This window comes from Veillonella sp. (genome assembly GCF_018364065.1).
GTDB lineage: Bacteria > Bacillota > Negativicutes > Veillonellales > Veillonellaceae > Veillonella_A.
Genome location: NZ_JAGZMO010000004.1, coordinates 49642 through 66111, shown reverse-complemented (window position 1 = coordinate 66111; position 16470 = coordinate 49642). Strand labels below are relative to the sequence as shown.

18 protein-coding genes are annotated in these 16470 nt (G+C 47.5%); 3 read left to right on the top strand and 15 right to left on the bottom strand.

The genetic code is table 11. The features are described from left to right. Window positions 1-12: 12 nt before the first annotated feature. From folK to KHZ77_RS05180, 13 genes are all read right to left on the bottom strand, one after another. Window positions 13-477 (bottom strand): 2-amino-4-hydroxy-6-hydroxymethyldihydropteridine diphosphokinase, encoded by a 465-nt coding sequence (gene folK, locus KHZ77_RS05240; protein WP_295196385.1) that lies wholly within the window; start codon window positions 475-477, stop codon window positions 13-15. Next, window positions 477-839, bottom strand: coding sequence for a dihydroneopterin aldolase (gene folB, locus KHZ77_RS05235; protein ID WP_295196383.1), 363 nt, complete (start codon window positions 837-839; stop codon window positions 477-479). The genes folK and folB overlap by 1 nt, the downstream gene beginning before the upstream one ends. Before the next feature lies 1 nt (window position 840). Beyond that, window positions 841-1674, bottom strand: a complete 834-nt coding sequence (gene folP, locus KHZ77_RS05230) for a dihydropteroate synthase (RefSeq protein ID WP_295196382.1) — start codon at window positions 1672-1674, stop codon at window positions 841-843. Continuing rightward, window positions 1643-2233, bottom strand: coding sequence for a GTP cyclohydrolase I (gene folE, locus KHZ77_RS05225; RefSeq protein WP_295196380.1), 591 nt, complete (start codon window positions 2231-2233; stop codon window positions 1643-1645). Before folE ends, folP begins: the two co-directional genes overlap by 32 nt. 28 nt (window positions 2234-2261) lie before the next feature. Continuing rightward, window positions 2262-3818 (bottom strand): ABC-F family ATP-binding cassette domain-containing protein, encoded by a 1557-nt coding sequence (locus KHZ77_RS05220; protein WP_295196378.1) that lies wholly within the window; start codon window positions 3816-3818, stop codon window positions 2262-2264. 349 nt (window positions 3819-4167) lie between these two features. After that, on the bottom strand, window positions 4168-5469 hold the full coding sequence (locus KHZ77_RS05215) for a peptidase dimerization domain-containing protein (protein WP_295196377.1): 1302 nt from the start codon (window positions 5467-5469) through the stop codon (window positions 4168-4170). A gap of 153 nt (window positions 5470-5622) precedes the next feature. Next, complete coding sequence (locus KHZ77_RS05210; protein WP_295196375.1) at window positions 5623-6552, bottom strand: LD-carboxypeptidase; 930 nt, start codon at window positions 6550-6552, stop codon at window positions 5623-5625. A gap of 12 nt (window positions 6553-6564) precedes the next feature. Then, window positions 6565-8181 carry a peptide ABC transporter substrate-binding protein gene (locus KHZ77_RS05205; RefSeq protein WP_295196374.1) on the bottom strand — a complete coding sequence of 539 codons (1617 nt, stop codon included), beginning with the start codon at window positions 8179-8181 and terminating at the stop codon, window positions 6565-6567. Beyond that, window positions 8165-9004 carry a serine hydrolase gene (locus KHZ77_RS05200; protein WP_295196372.1) on the bottom strand — a complete coding sequence of 280 codons (840 nt, stop codon included), beginning with the start codon at window positions 9002-9004 and terminating at the stop codon, window positions 8165-8167. Before KHZ77_RS05200 ends, KHZ77_RS05205 begins: the two co-directional genes overlap by 17 nt. Window positions 9005-9025: 21 nt before the next feature. Beyond that, window positions 9026-10183 (bottom strand): oligopeptide/dipeptide ABC transporter ATP-binding protein, encoded by a 1158-nt coding sequence (locus KHZ77_RS05195; protein WP_295196370.1) that lies wholly within the window; start codon window positions 10181-10183, stop codon window positions 9026-9028. A 3-nt stretch (window positions 10184-10186) separates the two neighbouring features. Beyond that, window positions 10187-11323 carry an ABC transporter ATP-binding protein gene (locus KHZ77_RS05190; protein WP_295196369.1) on the bottom strand — a complete coding sequence of 379 codons (1137 nt, stop codon included), beginning with the start codon at window positions 11321-11323 and terminating at the stop codon, window positions 10187-10189. Next, window positions 11320-12231, bottom strand: a complete 912-nt coding sequence (locus KHZ77_RS05185; protein ID WP_295196367.1) for an ABC transporter permease — start codon at window positions 12229-12231, stop codon at window positions 11320-11322. Before KHZ77_RS05185 ends, KHZ77_RS05190 begins: the two co-directional genes overlap by 4 nt. Next, window positions 12228-13160 carry an ABC transporter permease gene (locus KHZ77_RS05180; RefSeq protein ID WP_295196365.1) on the bottom strand — a complete coding sequence of 311 codons (933 nt, stop codon included), beginning with the start codon at window positions 13158-13160 and terminating at the stop codon, window positions 12228-12230. The genes KHZ77_RS05185 and KHZ77_RS05180 overlap by 4 nt, the downstream gene beginning before the upstream one ends. Before the next feature lie 254 nt (window positions 13161-13414). On the opposite strand from KHZ77_RS05180, the gene KHZ77_RS05175 reads away from it, so the two are divergent. The 3 genes from KHZ77_RS05175 to KHZ77_RS05165 all read left to right on the top strand — a co-directional run bounded on the left by KHZ77_RS05175 (window position 13415) and on the right by KHZ77_RS05165 (window position 15544). Continuing rightward, window positions 13415-14272, top strand: coding sequence for a pyridoxamine kinase (locus tag KHZ77_RS05175; protein ID WP_295196363.1), 858 nt, complete (start codon window positions 13415-13417; stop codon window positions 14270-14272). 3 nt (window positions 14273-14275) lie between these two features. Next, entirely contained in the window at window positions 14276-14785 is a 510-nt protein-coding gene (locus KHZ77_RS05170) for an ECF transporter S component (protein ID WP_295196361.1), read from the top strand. Between the two features lie 201 nt (window positions 14786-14986). Further along, window positions 14987-15544: a DUF805 domain-containing protein gene (locus KHZ77_RS05165; RefSeq protein WP_295196359.1), complete on the top strand. Its 558-nt coding sequence runs from the start codon at window positions 14987-14989 to the stop codon at window positions 15542-15544. Between the two features lie 161 nt (window positions 15545-15705). On the opposite strand, the gene KHZ77_RS05160 is transcribed toward KHZ77_RS05165, so the two are convergent. Both KHZ77_RS05160 and KHZ77_RS05155 read right to left on the bottom strand, forming a co-directional pair. Next, a complete protein-coding gene (locus KHZ77_RS05160) occupies window positions 15706-15861 on the bottom strand; it encodes a YvrJ family protein (protein WP_295196357.1) in 156 nt (51 codons plus the stop codon). Between the two features lie 146 nt (window positions 15862-16007). Continuing rightward, window positions 16008-16394: a type II toxin-antitoxin system death-on-curing family toxin gene (locus KHZ77_RS05155; protein ID WP_295196356.1), complete on the bottom strand. Its 387-nt coding sequence runs from the start codon at window positions 16392-16394 to the stop codon at window positions 16008-16010. Window positions 16395-16470: the final 76 nt, after the last annotated feature.

The following is a 16470-nucleotide window of genomic DNA, read 5'->3' as shown; positions in this document are numbered from 1 at the left end:
CGGCTCATATATTTATATTTTTTTAAGACGCTCATCAATTGATTCACCATTATAGGTAAATTGCGGATACAATTCCTTTAACGGTAAAAGCACGAAATTGCGCTCCCAAAAGTACGGATGAGGAATGGTTACACGATTGGAAAAGAAGGTGAGGCATTGGCCGTCTTCCTCTTCCCACCAAATAATATCCAGATCCAACGTGCGCGGTCCCCAGTGAATTTTTCGCTCACGGCCGGCTTCCTGCTCCAGCTGCTGCATATAGTCAAGCAGCTCTTCCGGCTTCAAATCCGTCGTCAGCTTCAGCGCTCCATTTAAAAAAGCATCTTGATCTGTATTGCCCCACGGCTCTGTTTCGAGCCATGCAGAGGCCTGCACCGCCGCGATGCGGGGATGCTCTTTTAAGCGCAGCACTGCCTGATTCAGATAAGCCGCACGGTCGCCCATATTGGACCCTACACTCAAATAATACGTATACACTAGATTTGTCCTCGCGTAATTGTCACTTCCACATAGTCGAGCATGCCCGGAATCGGTACGGCCGGTTTACGAACAGCCACAGCTAACCCGACAATGCCGCGATACTTATTCCACAGCTCGTCCGCAATCAAGGTGCCCACTCGTTCCAAAAGTTTTTGACCTTCACCGGTCACAATGGCCTGCACTGTATTATAAATTTCCACATAGTTAATGGAATCTTCCAATAAATCAGACTGACCGGCCTTCGTTAAATCAGTTAACACCGTCACATCTACGAAAAAGCGTTGACCCAATTCATTTTCAGATGCCAAATTACCATGATAGCCATAAAAGCCCATATTTTTTAGTACGATCTTATCCATCTTACTCTCCTCGTAATAATGCATCCGCTACAGCCAATGCTTTCTTATGCATATCCACATTGTGCACGCGCACCATGTCGATGCCCTGCAATACGCCGGTAATACAAGCGGCCACAGTTCCTTCGTCGCGTTCTTCCGGTGGCACGCCGTTTAAAATGGTGCCGATGAATCGCTTGCGACTGGCGGCGAGAAGTACAGGATACTCATATGCCATAATCTCACCAAGGCGCTGCATAACTTCAATATTCTGCTCACCGGTCTTGCCGAAGCCGATGCCCGGATCAAGCCAGATATTTTGCGGTTTTACACCTTCCCGCAGAGCCAAGTCCACGGAGGAGAAGAAAAAGGCTTTCATATCTTCAATAATATCGCCATATTCCGTGCCTTCCTGATTGTGCATGATGATAACCGGCACATTGTGCTTCGCCGCTACGGCCGCCATATCAGGATCATAGCGAAGGCCCCAAATGTCGTTCAAAATGTGAGCACCGTGACTCAATGCGTAATCCGCTGTCTCCGCCCGATACGTATCAATCGATACAGGCACAGAAGACGCTTCCAACACGGCCGGAAGCAACAATTCCATGCGGCTGATTTCTTCCGCTACGGAAATCTGCGTATGACCGGGACGAGTAGACTCTACGCCCAAGTCGATAACATCCGCGCCATGATTTACCATGTCGCGCGCCCATGCGGCCGCCGTCTCCGGTGTGTTGTATTTGCCGCCGTCGGAAAATGAATCCGGTGTGCCGTTTAAAATTCCCATAATCAAGGTTCGGTTGCGAAGCTCCAATCGCTTACCGTCACTCCACTGATAGCTGCGCCGTTTGAGCATCTGTTATTCCTCCTAACATCGTCAAGGCTTCCTCGCGAAGGGGGCCGCTTTCACCCAGCACACCGCGACATTCCAATGTCTGCACAACGGTGCCCTGAGGAAACTCACCCTTCACCAGCATACACATGTGAGTGCCTCGAATTCTGACCAATACGCCGTCGGCGCCCAGTTCCTGTTCGATTGCATCCGCAATTTGCTTCGTCAATCGCTCCTGAATCTGCGGCCGATGAGCTAAAATATCTATGACATCGCCGAACTTACTGATGCCGGCGACGCGCCCCTTGTGGGGCTGATAAATAATATCCACCGTTCCGAAAAAAGGCATCAGATGATGTTCACATACGGAATGGTAGGCAATGCCGGTAACCGCCACGAGCCCTTCGTATTCCGATGTAAATGTTTCGCCCCACACGTCTGCCGTTGTTTTATTGACGCCGGAAAAAAAATCGGCAAACAACGAAGCTACGCGCTCCGGCGTTTTGCTCATCACGTCCGATGTTGGGTCAACCCCCAATGCGTCGAGAAATTGAGCAATCCCCGCTTGAGCCTTTTCCTTCATAACTTATCTCCTATACAATCTTTAAGGTTTATACAATCTTGGTCGTCCAGGATTCTACATTCCATTCTTCTGTAATCCAGGAGCGGTAAAATTCCGGCTCATGGCTTACAAGTAAGATTGTTCCTTTAAAACGGCGCAAAGCTTCACTTAATTCTTCTTTTGCGTCCACATCTAAATGATTTGTCGGTTCGTCCAATACGAGCACATTGTACTGTTCCTGCATCAATTTACACAGGCGTACCTTCGCATTTTCACCACCGGATAACACGCGCATCTGGCTGGTAATATGCTCATTTGTCAAACCGCAGCGAGCCAACGCGGCACGCACTTCGCTATTCGTCATGGACGGATAGGCATTCCAAATGTAATCGAGAGCGGTCATGTCGTTATTGGCCACATCTTCCTGGGCAAAATAGCCAACCTGTAAGAAATCGCCGCGCTCCACTTTTCCGGAAAATGCGGGAATCATGCCCAGCAACGTCTTGAGCAAGGTCGTTTTACCAAGGCCGTTCACGCCGCGAACCGCCACTTTCTGACCACGTTCCAATACAACTTTAACCGGTTTGGTGAGCGCCTCATTGTAGCCCAACACCAAATCTTCCGCCTCCACGATAAAGCGGCTCGGCGTACGTCCTTCTTTGAAGCCGAAAGACGGTTTCAAATGCACCTTCGGTTTTTCCAGGAGCTCCATCTTTTCCAAGCGCTTCGCACGGGAGTTCGCCATGCCCCGCGTCGCTACGCGCGCCTTGTTGCGGGCAATGAAATCTTCCATGCGGCCGATTTCCTGTTGCTGGCGCTCATAGGCTTTAATCGCCTGTTGACGCTGCACTTCATAGGCGGCCAGGAACTGTTCATAGTTGCCTGTATATCGGGTCAGCTTTGCCTGCTCGATGTGATAAATTACATTGACTACAGAATTCAAAAACTCCATATCATGGGAAATGAGGATAAAGGCGTTTTCATAGTTCTGTAAATAATTTTTGAGCCAATCAATATGTTCCACGTCCAAATAGTTGGTCGGTTCGTCCAATAACAGAATGGTCGGTTTCTGTAACAAGAGCTTTGTAAGCAATACTTTCGTACGTTGACCGCCGCTGAGCTCATTTACCAAACGATCCAAACCGATATCCACAAGGCCCAGGCCCTGCGCGGTACGCTCAATAGTGGCATCGATTTCATAGAATCCGCGCTGTTCCAGCTCTTCCTGCCATTCGCCGGTCAACTCCAACAATTCGTTCATCCGCTCTTCCGTGCAGCTCGTCATTTCATTATACGCATCCTGCAGCTGCGTTTCCATGGCAAAGAGGTCGCTGAACGCATCGCGCAATACATCGCGAATAGTCTGCCCTTCGGCGAGTACGCTGTGCTGATCCAGATAGCCTACCGTGCCCTTGTTAGACCACGCTACCGTACCTTCATCGGGTAAAATTTTGCCGATAATGATATTTAAGAAGGTAGACTTCCCTTCTCCGTTCGCCCCGATTAAACCTACATGCTCACCCTTTAACAGGCGGAATGAAGCGTCATCCAGTATTTGACGCGCTCCAAATCCATGCGTTACATGCGACACAGTTAATACGCTCATTCGTCATCTCCCAGCCTTAAACAATGTGACGGCCTATACCTAAGCCGTTCCTATCCGTTCACCGGTTTCGCTGTTGTACCCTTTATACAACGGTACCTCGCAGTGCCCATATGTATTGGCATTCTTCCATATACAGCCCGGTCTCTTTCTACATAATGGAAAAGCCGTCTTTAAAGACGGCTTCGCTTTAACGATTATATTTTACATTTATTTTAAAAGTATGTCAAAAACTGCACTTTTCTACGAAAAATCTCAATTTTTAAACATAATTTTCATGGACTTTACGCTTTACTGAATTAGCATCTCGCCATAGATCTAACGCGTACTGCAACATAGCACACTTAACCTGTTAAGCTTTGTTAATACGCGCCCCATCAGCCTCACAAGCTCCGTAGAGAATGGCGATCTCCGCCATCATCTTGGCACCCTTAATCACCTGCTGCAGCGCTTTGTCCGATTTGGCCGCCGCTACAAACGCAGGTGTGTGAAGGCCTAAGTCCTGTCCGATTTGCAAGGTCAGCTGTAACGTAGGAATCTCATGAGACACATTGCCCATGTCTGTACTGCCTTCCGCCATATCATCCGGTAAGATTTGAGGCATTTCACCATATTTCGTCATTACCTGAAATGCAATATACTGCAAGGTTTTGTCTTCCCGCAAATCTTTAAACAGCGGCTCATAATGGCGGCAGGTAACGGTGGCTCCATATTGTTCAGCACACGCCTGTGCCGTTTGACGCAACGCCGGAAGCATTGTGTTTTCTAAAAACTCCACATGCTTTGCGCGCACCGTCATATGAAGGGCCGCCCTTTCCGGAATAATATTCGGTGCCGCGCCCCCTTCCGTAATCATAATGCCGATGAGCGCCTCGTCGCCCCAAGTGTCCAATAGTGCCTTCACTCGTCCGTAGTAGGTCACCAGGCAATCCAGTGCATTAATGCCGCTCCCCTTAGGCGCCGCAATGTGTGCCGCCTTGCCGTGGAACACCACTTCCAGCGGATGGCTGGCCAAGGACGAACCACCCAGTTCATTAGCATCGCCCGGATGTGTGAGCAAAGCGCCATTATACCCCGCAAAGACGCCGCTTTCCGCCATGTACACCTTGCCCCCTACAGTTTCCTCAGCCGGACAGCCGAAGAACGTAGTTACCGCATCAGGCCGAGCTGCCGCAAAGCCGATAGCCGCGCCCATACTCATAGGCGCAATCAGATTATGACCGCAGCCGTGACCGAGCTCCGGCAGTGCATCGTATTCACCGAGGAAAGCCATTTTAAAAGGAACTTGCCCTTGCAGTTGATTCTGCACTTCACCGTTCTCATGAGTCGGCATTTCACTGCTCTTATGATGCTGCACTTCGCCGTCCTCATGAATCCGAACCACTTTATTATGTTCAGAAGTCACGTCACCTGCAGGATCTCTATCCGCTCGCAAGGACGTTTTCAATTCCGCAATGTTACCGTCGCTCACATCCTGTTGCACCGCAAATCCATACGCTTTCATGACCTCACTGATACACGCCACTGCCTGTACTTCCTGAAGGCCTGTTTCCGGATGGTCATGCAAATATATCGCTGTATTTACTAAATCTGAAGCCGCATCATCAATGGCCTTATGAGCCCGTTCAATCTGCAACTTTATTTCTTCCGTCATTACAAACCTTTCTACTTACACAAAATTTTACTTCTATTCGATTGAATCAGGTGATGTAACCTATCATTCTGATTTGATTGCTTATCTACTCAATCTAATCAGAATCTTTATCTATCCATTCAAATTAGATTGTGTATCTACGTAATCAAGCCACTAGTCCAATATAACCAGTGTGTTGGATATGGCTCTGAAGCTTACATATTGCCCCAACGGCAATGCCCAATGAGGCGCGCCATGACCGGTAGGCACATAGCACACAAACGGCTCCGATCTGCTTGAGTCGCGGCCCTGTTGCATATAGTCCAACACAGCTACGCCGATATCATAATCCGGCTCATCTTCGTCTTCACAGTTGAGGAAATTGCCAAGAGCTACCCCTTTTACTTTTTTTAAAATTCCCTGCAAGCGCAATTGCTGCAACATGCGGTCTAATTTATAAGGAGGCTCGCCTACATCTTCAATAAACAATATAGCATCATCCCAGTCGGAGGATTCCAACGTGTACGGAGTGCCCGCCAAGCTGCAAAGAATAGCCAAATTGCCACCCAATAAACGCCCCTCTTCCATTTGTGCGCCGATAAAGCCGCGTGGCGGCTCCGGTAACGGTTCCACCACTGTAGCGCGGCCTTCCAACAATTCGAAGAGATGGTCCAAATCTGTTTCGCGGTCCGGCTTCACCCAATCCACGCCCATCGGTCCATGATAGGTTATGAGTCGACTGTATCGCTGAATAGCTAAATGCAAGGCCGTACAGTCACTGTACCCCACAAATGGTTTGTGAGCCTTGCGAATGCCCTCATAATCGAGTAAATCTACATAGCGGGCGCAACCGTAGCCGCCGCGCAAAGCGATAACCGCATCACAACTGTTATTGGTCATGAGATCGTTAAACTCCGCCGCCTGCTCCTGAGGCGTACCGCCGTAAAGGCCTTGGCGATAACAGGAAGGGGCAAACAGTACCTTATAGCCGCGTTGCGTAGCAATCTTCTCGATGCGCTCCAGCGACTCTTTCGTACTTGATGCGGGGGCAAGAAAACCTAAGGTCATGCCCGGCTCAATTCGATTCGGTTTTATCCATTCCACAGCCATTACTCCTTACTTTCTATAAGCAGATTTAAAATCCACAATGCCCAAGCTTGACCAGAAGTAGCCGCCGATTGCATCGTTCACCACATATGGTGTTGTAGTGAAGTAAATCGGAATCACTACGCTGTCGTCAAAGAGAATCTGTTCCGCTTCGTGCATAAGCGCCAAGCGTTCCTGCGGATTCGTTGTATTGTGAACGGCAGTCATCACTTCGTTATAACGGGCGCTGTGATACTGCGCGTCATTCGTTTCATCAAAGAACACGTCCAGGAATGTTTGCGGATCTACGTAGTCCCCAACCCAGGACGCACGCGCCACCTGGTAGTGACCGGCTTCACGGTTCGCCATGAATACCTTCGTTTCCTGATTCTGCAATTCCACGTCCGCATGAAGTGTTTCCTTCCAAATAGCCTGAATCGCTTCCGCAATGGCCTTATGAAGTTCATTTGTATTATACAAAATCGTTACCTTCGGTAGTGGTTTATCAGGACCGTAACCCGCTTCTTTCAGAAGTTCCTGCGCTTCCGCCACATTGTACGCTACCAGGTCACCGCCGGTAGCACGGAAATCTGCTTTGCTCTGTTCGTCAATCAATCCGGGCGGTACGAAGGCATATGCCGGTGTTTTACCGCCATGAACGATAGTATCTACAATCACCTTTCGGTCTATAACCAAGGAAAATGCTTTGCGCACACGGGGATCGTCAAATGGCGGTGCCGTTACGTTAAATACATAATAGTAGGTGCCCAAGGACGGCGCCACTTTAAAGTTACCCTGTTCAGTGAGCCGCTTCTGATCCAGTACAGGCGGTTCTACCATCATGTCCACCGCGCCGCCTTCAGCCAAGGTAAGACGCGTACTCTGCGATTCACTGATAGGCCAATACATGGCTTCCAAATTTACTGCGCCGGCATCCCAATATTTTTCATTTTTCACAAAATTCAATTCACCGCTGTGAATCCATTTGGTAAGCACGAACGGACCGTTGCCGATTAATGTTTCAGCCTTGGTGGCCCATGTATCAGGCGCCTTTTCTACAATATCTTCACGCACCGGATAGTATGCATGGAACGCCGTAAGCCCTAAGAAATAAGGAGCCGGTGATTCCAGCACGACTTGCAACGTATGGTCATCCAAAGCCTTAACACCTACTTCATCAGCTGTCGCCTTATCCGTATTATAAGCTTCGCCATTTTTAATGACGTAGAGCATGTACGCATTGCCGGCCGCCACTTTCGGATTCAACACGCGCTTCCACGCATATTCAAAATCCTGCGCACGGACCGGTTTTCCATCGGACCACTTTGCATCAGGTCGCAAATGGAACACATAAGTAAGTCCGTCTTGAGAGATATCCCAAGACTGCGCCACGGCCGGTTCCGGCAAGTCCTTATCATTCAAACGGGTTAAGCCGTCAAAGATAGCCAGTTCCACGATAGACTCCGGCAAGGTTGTCGACTTGGCCGGATCCAGCGAAGACGGCTCCTGCTCAAGAGCCAGGCGCAATGTATTTGGCGGCGTAGAGTCGCTGCGCGTACAGCCGAACAGGCCCAAGAGCGCCAGACTGATTATGAGTAATGCCACAATCCAACGAAGGACTTTGTGCATTTTAGTGTCTGTTTCCATGTGCCGGCCCCCTTCTATCCTCCAAGAATGCTTTTATACGTTCACCCATGGTAGCGCCCATAGCAATCCCCACAGGATTTGGTACCTTCGAAATAAATACGCCAATGCCGAACATTTCATCACCGAGAGGCAAGAGACCGCCGTCATGTTCCACATCTTCAAGCGATCCGGTTTTATGATAAAATCGTGTATCTTCCCCCCAGTAGAACGGCAATTTATCACGAAATTGCTGACGACCGAGAATATTCCACATTTCCTGCCCGATTCGTTCATCATGGCGCTGTATATAAAGTGCTTCATACAACTTCATCAAGTCGGATACGGTCATCAGATTTTCACGGCCCTCCTTGCGGGCTTCGCTATCCATCATAAACCGCTTCAACTCTGTATGTTCCATGCCGATACTCTTCGAATAGCCATTAATGGCGTCAAAGCCCAGATGCTGAATCAACAGATTAGTCGCCCAGTTATCGCTGAGCACCATCATGAGCCGGCATAATTCCAGGCAGGTAAAATGATGCGGTTCTATCAATTCCTGCAGCGCACCGCCACCCATAACCGGCGGCATGGACCACAGATCGATTTTTTCCGTAAGGTCCTTGTAGCCCAGCCGCGCCTCGTGAAATAAAGTAGCCATAATGAGCACTTTAATCATGCTGGCCGAAGCGTGGACCATATTTTCATTATGCGAAAGGATAGGCGTAAATCCACCTTCTTCATTCAATTTTACTACTATATACGAAACTTCTCCGGCCGGAGCCATTGACTGAATCAGCTGCAAGAGCTGATATTCAAGGTTTCGTTCATTCCAACTCTGTTCCATAGCCACTCCTCTTCCCGGATACTACATACGTTGCCAACAAGCTACACGCTGCGCTCCGGTATCTTTCAAGTCAGGCATCTTTTCCCTGCACACAGGCTGTACTTCCGGACAACGTCCTACAAATGGACAGCCTTTAATCTCATCGAGCGGGCTCGGCACTTCGCCGGTCAACACCGGACCGATAGACATTGGCGCCGCCAACGGTGCATTTAACTTGATGAGCGCCTGCGTATATGGGTGCTGCGGATTGTTATACACATCCTGCGTGCGCCCTTCTTCCACCACATGACCTAAGTACATAACGGCCATGGATTGACTCATGTAGCGCACCATATTCAAATCATGGGAGATAAACACATAACCGATTTGTTTCTCCGCCTGCAATTGTTGTAACAATTTTATAATCTGTACTTGAATGGATACGTCCAAAGCGGAAATCGGTTCGTCGCAGATTATGCATTGCGGTTCGCTAATAATCGCGCGACCGATGCCGATACGCTGACGTTGCCCGCCGCTGAATTCGTGTGGGTACGATTCGCCCTGCGCCTTTGTAAGGCCGATTTGTGCCAGCGTAGCTTCTACGCGCTCTGCCGCTTCTGCACGGCTTAATTCTTTGTGCAATGTGAGCGGCTCACTTAAAATCTGCCGCACCGTCATGCGAGGATTTAAAGATGCGTAAGGATCCTGAAACACCATTTGAATATGTTTCAGCACATGAGCATTATCGGCAGGCGATGTTATTTCCTTGCCGGTCACCCAAATGCGCCCTTCACTCTTAGGATAGAGGCCCATCAACGTACGTCCGAATGTGGATTTCCCACAGCCCGACTCCCCTACGATACCGAGAGTTTCTCCGGGCTTCTGACGAAGACTCACCTGTTGCAATGCGCGCACCCGATGCGGTGTGCGGTCAAAAAAGTGCTTCTTCACCGGAAAATATTTAGACAGCTTTTCCGTTTCCCAAATATATTGAGCAGTCCTGTCATATGCGGACTCACTAATCATTGAACTGCCGGGCATTACGTTGCTATTCACTGTGCTACTTTTTACTTTATTACTTTGCACTTCGCCACTTTTCACTTCGCTTTTTTTCACTTCGCTACTTTTCACTTCGCTGTTTGTCACGGATTTGCTATTAGAAGTTTCACTTTGTAAATGATGATTACCAGATTCACTCATGTGTCAGGCCTCCTTTCCTTCACCGGCTGCAAAAAGCCAGCAACGCAAAGCCCGTCCGTTCTGTACAGTCAGGTCCGGTACTTCGCGGGTACAAATATTCATGGCCTGAGAGCAACGAGGATAGAAGGCACAACCATCAGGCAGGCTCAATGTATTCGGTGGCTGTCCACCAATGGCCTGCAGTTCTTTCTTATCCTTCGTAGGCAGCGAAGCGAGCAGTCCTTTCAAATACGGATGCTGCGGCGTATTAATCAACTCTTCCACCGTGCCCGATTCCACAATCTGCCCTGCGTACATAACAGATACCCGTTCACAAACTTGGGCAATAACGCGCAAGTTGTGAGAAATTATGATCATGCTCATACGCTCTTTCGCTACAAGCTCTTTTAATAATAGTAAAATCTGTGCTTCCGTCGTTACGTCCAATGCGGTAGTCGGTTCGTCGGCCAATAAAATGCGAGGACGTCCGGCCAAGGCCATGGCGATAACAACACGCTGACGCATACCGCCGCTGAGCTCATGAGGATATTGCTTCAAACGCCGCTCCGGATCGGCAATGCCCACCTTGCGAAGTAGCTCTACACACTCCGCATCCGTATCAACGATTGCCGGCGAACCGGACGCACCGGATGCCTCCGCATCAGAGTTCAATTTACCTGCCCCATCCACAGCTGACGGATTAGATGCGGACACATCAGAACCGGCTCTGGCGGTCCCTGTCGCACCATAACGCGCTTTATAAAGCTCTACAGATTCTTTCAACTGCGTTCCCACGGTAAGCAGCGGATTCAATGCGGTCATAGGGTCCTGAAAGACCATGGCCACTGTAGTGCCTCGCAATTGCTGCCAAGTTTCCTCGGATGCGTCCTTCAATTCCTGACTTTCAATTTTCAACGAATCCAACTGCACCGTAGCATACTGTTTCGGCAACAGGCCCATGAGGGACTGGAGTGTTACGGATTTGCCGCACCCCGACTCGCCTACCAGTCCGAGCACATCGCCTTCGTTTAACTGCAAAGACACACCGCGCACGGCTTTGGCAGGACCGGAAAATGTATTAAATGTTACGGACAGATTCTCCAGTTGCAACAGCACCTGCGGCGCATGACCGGCAGTCTTTGTATTCATAGATTCCATCATTTCACATTCTCCTTAGGGTCCAATGCATTGCGCAAACCGTCTCCAAAAAAGGTGAAGCCCAACATGGTAACGCCAATCGCCACGGCCGGTGCAATGAGCTGGAACGGATAAGATCGCATGGAGTTAATCCCTTCCGCAGCCAACACGCCCCAGCTGGCCATAGGTGCACTTACACCAAGACCGATAAAGCTGAGAAAGGCTTCCGTGAAAATAGCTTCCGGAATAGCCAATGTCATGGTAATTACAATAGGGCCTACACAGTTCGGTAACATGTGGCGGAATAAAATTCGCCAGCTAGGCACGCCCATAGAACGAGCGGCCAGCACATATTCCTCATTTTTAAGGGCCATAATCTGACTGCGCACAATACGAGCCATGGTCAGCCAATAGGCAATCCCCAAGGCCAGGAAAATGGATGTAAGGCCCGGCGATAAAATAACCATGAGTAAAATAACATATAACAATAAAGGAATACCGTACAAAATATCTACAAAGCCCATCATAAGTCGGTCCACTTTGCCGCCCATGTAGCCAGCAATACTGCCGTACACAACGCCGATAACCAGGTTAATGGCCGCCGCTACAAACCCAACGACCAAGGATATACGCGCACCATATACAACGCGAACATATAAGTCGCGCCCCAGCGTATCGGTTCCGAACCAATGCGCAGCGGACGGTGCTTGATTGGCCTGCGTTAAATTCTGATCTGCATAGGTGTAGGGCGAGAGCCACGGCCCCACAATGGCCAACACAATCATACATACAATAATACAAAGCCCTAAGAGAGCCAATTTATTTTCTTTTAAACGAGCCCATGCGGACGGCCGTTTAATATACACTTCAACTTGTGCGGACGCCCGGTCGATGAGCGGTAAAAAATCATCTGCCTGTCTTACCTGTCTCATAGGTCATCCTCCTCTTCCATCGTAATGCGCGGATCGATTAAAGGATATAAAATATCGATCAGCAAGTTAAACGCAACTACAAGGGCACTATAAAATATAGTCACCCCTAAAATAACCGTGTAGTCGCGGTTGTAAATAGACGTAACAAAAAATTTCCCCAATCCGGGAATGGCAAAAATCGTTTCCACAATGAAACTGCCTGTTAACAGCGCCGCCGCCAGCGGTCCAATATAAGTCAGCACCGGCAATACAGCATTGCGCAGCGCATGTTTTACGATAATCTGAAACTTAGAAAGCCCTTTGGCTCGCGCCGTTTTAATATACTCCTGCTGTAACACTTCAATCATAGTGGTACGTGTTAAACGGGCAATGAAGGCCATCGGCTGTGCGCCCAAAGTTAAAATAGGCAACACCATGTAAGCCGGCCCCTTCCACAGGGCTACCGGGAAAATAGGCCACACGAAGCCCAGCCAGTACACCAGCACGGCGCCGATGATAAAGGTAGGCACTGAAATGCCGATAGTGGATCCGATGGTAATGAGATAGTCCAGCCATGTGTTAGGACGAAGTGCACTGCCCACGCCGGCAATGATGCCACCTACCAATGCGAATGCTAAAGCCCCCAGGCCCAATTGCGCGGACACGGGGAACGATTCGCCGATAATTTCATTTACACTGCGGCCGATGTACTTATAGGACGGCCCTAAGTCAAGCTTCGCTACATGACTCATATAATCCGTATACTGCTTCCACAAGGGATCATTCAAATGATATGTGCTCTCTATGGTCGCCTTAATCTGTGGAGGCAACTTTTTCTCCTCTGTAAACGGTCCGCCCGGAATGGCCCGCATAAGCAAAAATGTTATGGTTATAATAGCCCACATCACGACAGCGGCGCCTAAGAGACGCTTTATAATATACTGTGTCACACTCGTCACACTCCTTTGTGGAAAATGAAAAAACTCATAACCTTATTATACATGAAAGATTTTTATTTACAGCATATTTTGCCCCTGAAAACAACGAGAATACATAATACATGAAAATACATTATGTTAACATTCAACTGAAACTGACTCATAATTCAAACTGTCCTATTCATTTTTATATTTCTGTACATTTACACATGACAGGATATTTCTTACAATACTCTTAGAAAAAATATTAGAAAAGAGGCTTACTTATGAAACCTGTTAATCCTGTACCGACTATTTTATCGATTCAAGATATGAGCTCCATCGGACGCTGTTCCCTCACAGTAGCAGTGCCGATCATCAGCGCTCTCGGCTCGCAGGCCGCTCCATTGCCAACAGCGTTGCTTTGCAACCACTTGGAATATGAGCACTACGAAATGGTGGACTTCTCCGACCATTTGGATCCATTCATGAAATGCTGGGTAAAAAATGACATTACCTTCGATGCAATTCAAAGCGGTTTCCTCGCATCACCTGAACAAATTCACATCGTTATCGAAGCAATCAAACGTTTCGGAACTGAAAATACACCGATTATCGTTGACCCGGCCATGGCGGACGACGGTCATTTATACTCCGTATACAATCAGAAAATGATTGAAGAAATGCGCACCTTGTTGGGCCACGCTCATATTATTAAACCTAACTACACGGAAGCAACCTTCCTGTTGGATTTACCATATGAACCGGAAAATGTAACACCTGACAAAGTACAACAAATCTGCGAAGAGCTTCACAAAATGGGCCCTCGCCACGTTATCATGTCCGGCGTGCCTGATCCTGAAAATGCGGTTGTAGCCATTTATGACGGCGAAGACCAATCCTTGCAGATGATTAAGACGAAACTTGTTCCTGTAAAAGCCCACGGCACAGGCGATATTTTCACCGCCGTGTTGACCGGCTGCTTATTGCAGGGCTATTCCACTTATGAAAGTGCTTCGTTAGCTGCACATTTTACAACTGACGCGGTTAAATTTACGCATGACACAATCGGCTCCATGCGCAATGGTTTATTGTTTGAGCCACTCCTTGGGGAGTTGACTAAACTCGTAAAACGGGGGGCGTAACAAATGAAATTCTCTATTCGCGACATTGTTTACATCGGCATGTTATCGGCCATTATGGTATTGGCTACCTTTATTTTCGTTCCATTGCCGGCCGGTGCTATGGCGCATCTGGGCTCCGCCGCCCTCTTCACCATTTCCTCTTTATTCGGCGGCGTTTACGGCGGCTTGTCCGCAGCGCTCGGCTCAGCCATTTTCGACATGTTGTCCGGCAACTATGTTTATACCGTTTACTCTATCATTATCAAAGGGCTTTGCGGCCTTATGGTAGGCTATATGGTAATTGGTCTTTGGCCAAATCGTCAGAAACTCCGTGAAGTTTCCATGGGCCGTGTATTTATGGCCATTATCGTAGGCGCTATCTGGACAGCAGCCGGTTACTTCGTAGCTTGGGCAAATGTATTGAACAGCTATGATATGGCAATCGTTCGTTTACCGGCCAGCTTCATTACCAGCGGCGTCGGTCTTCTTATTGCCATGTTCCTCATTCCTGCATTGCGGAACATTAGAAAATAATATGAATACAAACAAACGACTTGAGACTGTACTATCTCAAGTCGTTTTTTATTCCCCAATAACCTTCTATTCGAGGAATAAACTGCATTTAAAACGTTATTTTTCAGGCCTTTCTTGCGGTTCGTCCCCGTTCCCTTTAAATCCCATCGTTTTTGTGCTATAATAATTAAATTAAAAAGTTTACTAGAAAAGGACGATAGTATGGACATCTTGTATAATATAGGCGTAGCGCTTCTCATGGGGATTGTAGCCTTCTCCATTACGCGTTGGGCCCATACTAATAACATTAAAATTCTGCAGGTTCAGGGCCGTCTTAACCGCTTGCAGTTTTTAATCGGTCTCATCGGGCTCACCCTCATATCGAGCCTGTTTGATAACCTCATTGCACTGCTTACCGAAAAAGTAGTCGTACTGGTCGCCTATTGGGCCATTCGATTCTTCGCCTTTACGGGACACAGCATTTTATTATCTTTCTTCTATGTGCTCTATGCGCGACGCTTTCAGGACATGTCCATTCACGGATTATTCGGTATCCTGTGGTGCCTTTTCATGGCCTTCACCTATCCATACACCAATATAAAATCATGGAACTTTTTCTTTCTCTTAATTGCGTGGACAGTGAACGGCTTACTCCTCTTCATTCCGGGCAAAACCACAGCCAATCCGTACGGACTTCCGCCTAACTGGCCTAAATCATCAAGCAGTAAAAAATCTCGAAGTGCAAGAACTCGTCGTTCTGAACGATCCATGCAGGGATAATACAACGTCAATAAAATAAAAAAATAAAAAAATAAAAAAAATATTACACATGATGTAATAAATAGGAACTAATAAACAAAAAGAACCCTTTGAAACACAATCATTTCAAAGGGTTCTTTTTACATGGGGAATTTAATTGTCGCATATGGTTTTACATACATTCAAGACCGGCTCTGATTACTGTTTCGCAAGGTAATAACAAGCTCCGTTATGGACGCGCTCAAAGAGTCCATCTTGTGCTCCAGGCGCAACAACAAGTAAGACGCTACTACCATAGGAAAGCCGTAATTCGCAGCGGCCGTCAACACATCATCCATACTCCACCTCCTCATTACTATACATTACGAAAAAGTGAGTATGTCAACCAATTTCAGCCAACACAAAAGCCTCTTTACAGAATTGTCTTCTATAAAGAGGCCTGAAGTCTCAACAATATATAATTTGTCATTTTATAATTCATTGACTAAACCGAATGACTAATAAGCCATTCTTTCAGCTTACTCACTGATACTGAATTATCTGCTACCCCAATAATTAACGCTTCCGCTTCATCATCCGAATAAGACAAATTAATCTCTTCCAACGCTAAATATATCTGCATCGAATGAAAAGCTATTCGCTTATTTCCATCAGTAAATGCATGATTTTTTGCTAATCCATAGCAAAGTTGTGCCGCCTTATCATAAATGGTAGGGTATAAATCTTCACCGCCAAATGTCTGAAATGGCGTATTAACAGCTGATTCCAATAAATTTAAGTCATGAATACCTGATTTCATAACTGACGATGCTTCTAAATCCTTATGAAACTGTATAATGTCATCGATCAATAAATGTATGATTTTATTCATCTATTTTCCAATCTTTTATACAAATTTTGGTTTCTCTTAAGGATTTCTGCCGATAAAGCCTTCATTCGTTTAGCCA

Coding starts and splice junctions, on each gene's coding strand:
- folB (WP_295196383.1), bottom strand. CDS start 839: ATGGATAAGATCGTACTAAAAAATATGGGCTTTTATGGCTATCATGGT.
- folP (WP_295196382.1), bottom strand. CDS start 1,674: ATGCTCAAACGGCGCAGCTATCAGTGGAGTGACGGTAAGCGATTGGAG.
- folE (WP_295196380.1), bottom strand. CDS start 2,233: ATGAAGGAAAAGGCTCAAGCGGGGATTGCTCAATTTCTCGACGCATTG.
- KHZ77_RS05220 (WP_295196378.1), bottom strand. CDS start 3,818: ATGAGCGTATTAACTGTGTCGCATGTAACGCATGGATTTGGAGCGCGT.
- KHZ77_RS05215 (WP_295196377.1), bottom strand. CDS start 5,469: ATGACGGAAGAAATAAAGTTGCAGATTGAACGGGCTCATAAGGCCATT.
- KHZ77_RS05205 (WP_295196374.1), bottom strand. CDS start 8,181: ATGGAAACAGACACTAAAATGCACAAAGTCCTTCGTTGGATTGTGGCA.
- KHZ77_RS05200 (WP_295196372.1), bottom strand. CDS start 9,004: ATGGAACAGAGTTGGAATGAACGAAACCTTGAATATCAGCTCTTGCAG.
- KHZ77_RS05195 (WP_295196370.1), bottom strand. CDS start 10,183: ATGAGTGAATCTGGTAATCATCATTTACAAAGTGAAACTTCTAATAGC.
- KHZ77_RS05190 (WP_295196369.1), bottom strand. CDS start 11,323: ATGATGGAATCTATGAATACAAAGACTGCCGGTCATGCGCCGCAGGTG.
- KHZ77_RS05185 (WP_295196367.1), bottom strand. CDS start 12,231: ATGAGACAGGTAAGACAGGCAGATGATTTTTTACCGCTCATCGACCGG.
- KHZ77_RS05175 (WP_295196363.1), top strand. CDS start 13,415: ATGAAACCTGTTAATCCTGTACCGACTATTTTATCGATTCAAGATATG.
- KHZ77_RS05170 (WP_295196361.1), top strand. CDS start 14,276: ATGAAATTCTCTATTCGCGACATTGTTTACATCGGCATGTTATCGGCC.
- KHZ77_RS05165 (WP_295196359.1), top strand. CDS start 14,987: ATGGACATCTTGTATAATATAGGCGTAGCGCTTCTCATGGGGATTGTA.
- KHZ77_RS05160 (WP_295196357.1), bottom strand. CDS start 15,861: ATGGATGATGTGTTGACGGCCGCTGCGAATTACGGCTTTCCTATGGTA.
- KHZ77_RS05155 (WP_295196356.1), bottom strand. CDS start 16,394: ATGAATAAAATCATACATTTATTGATCGATGACATTATACAGTTTCAT.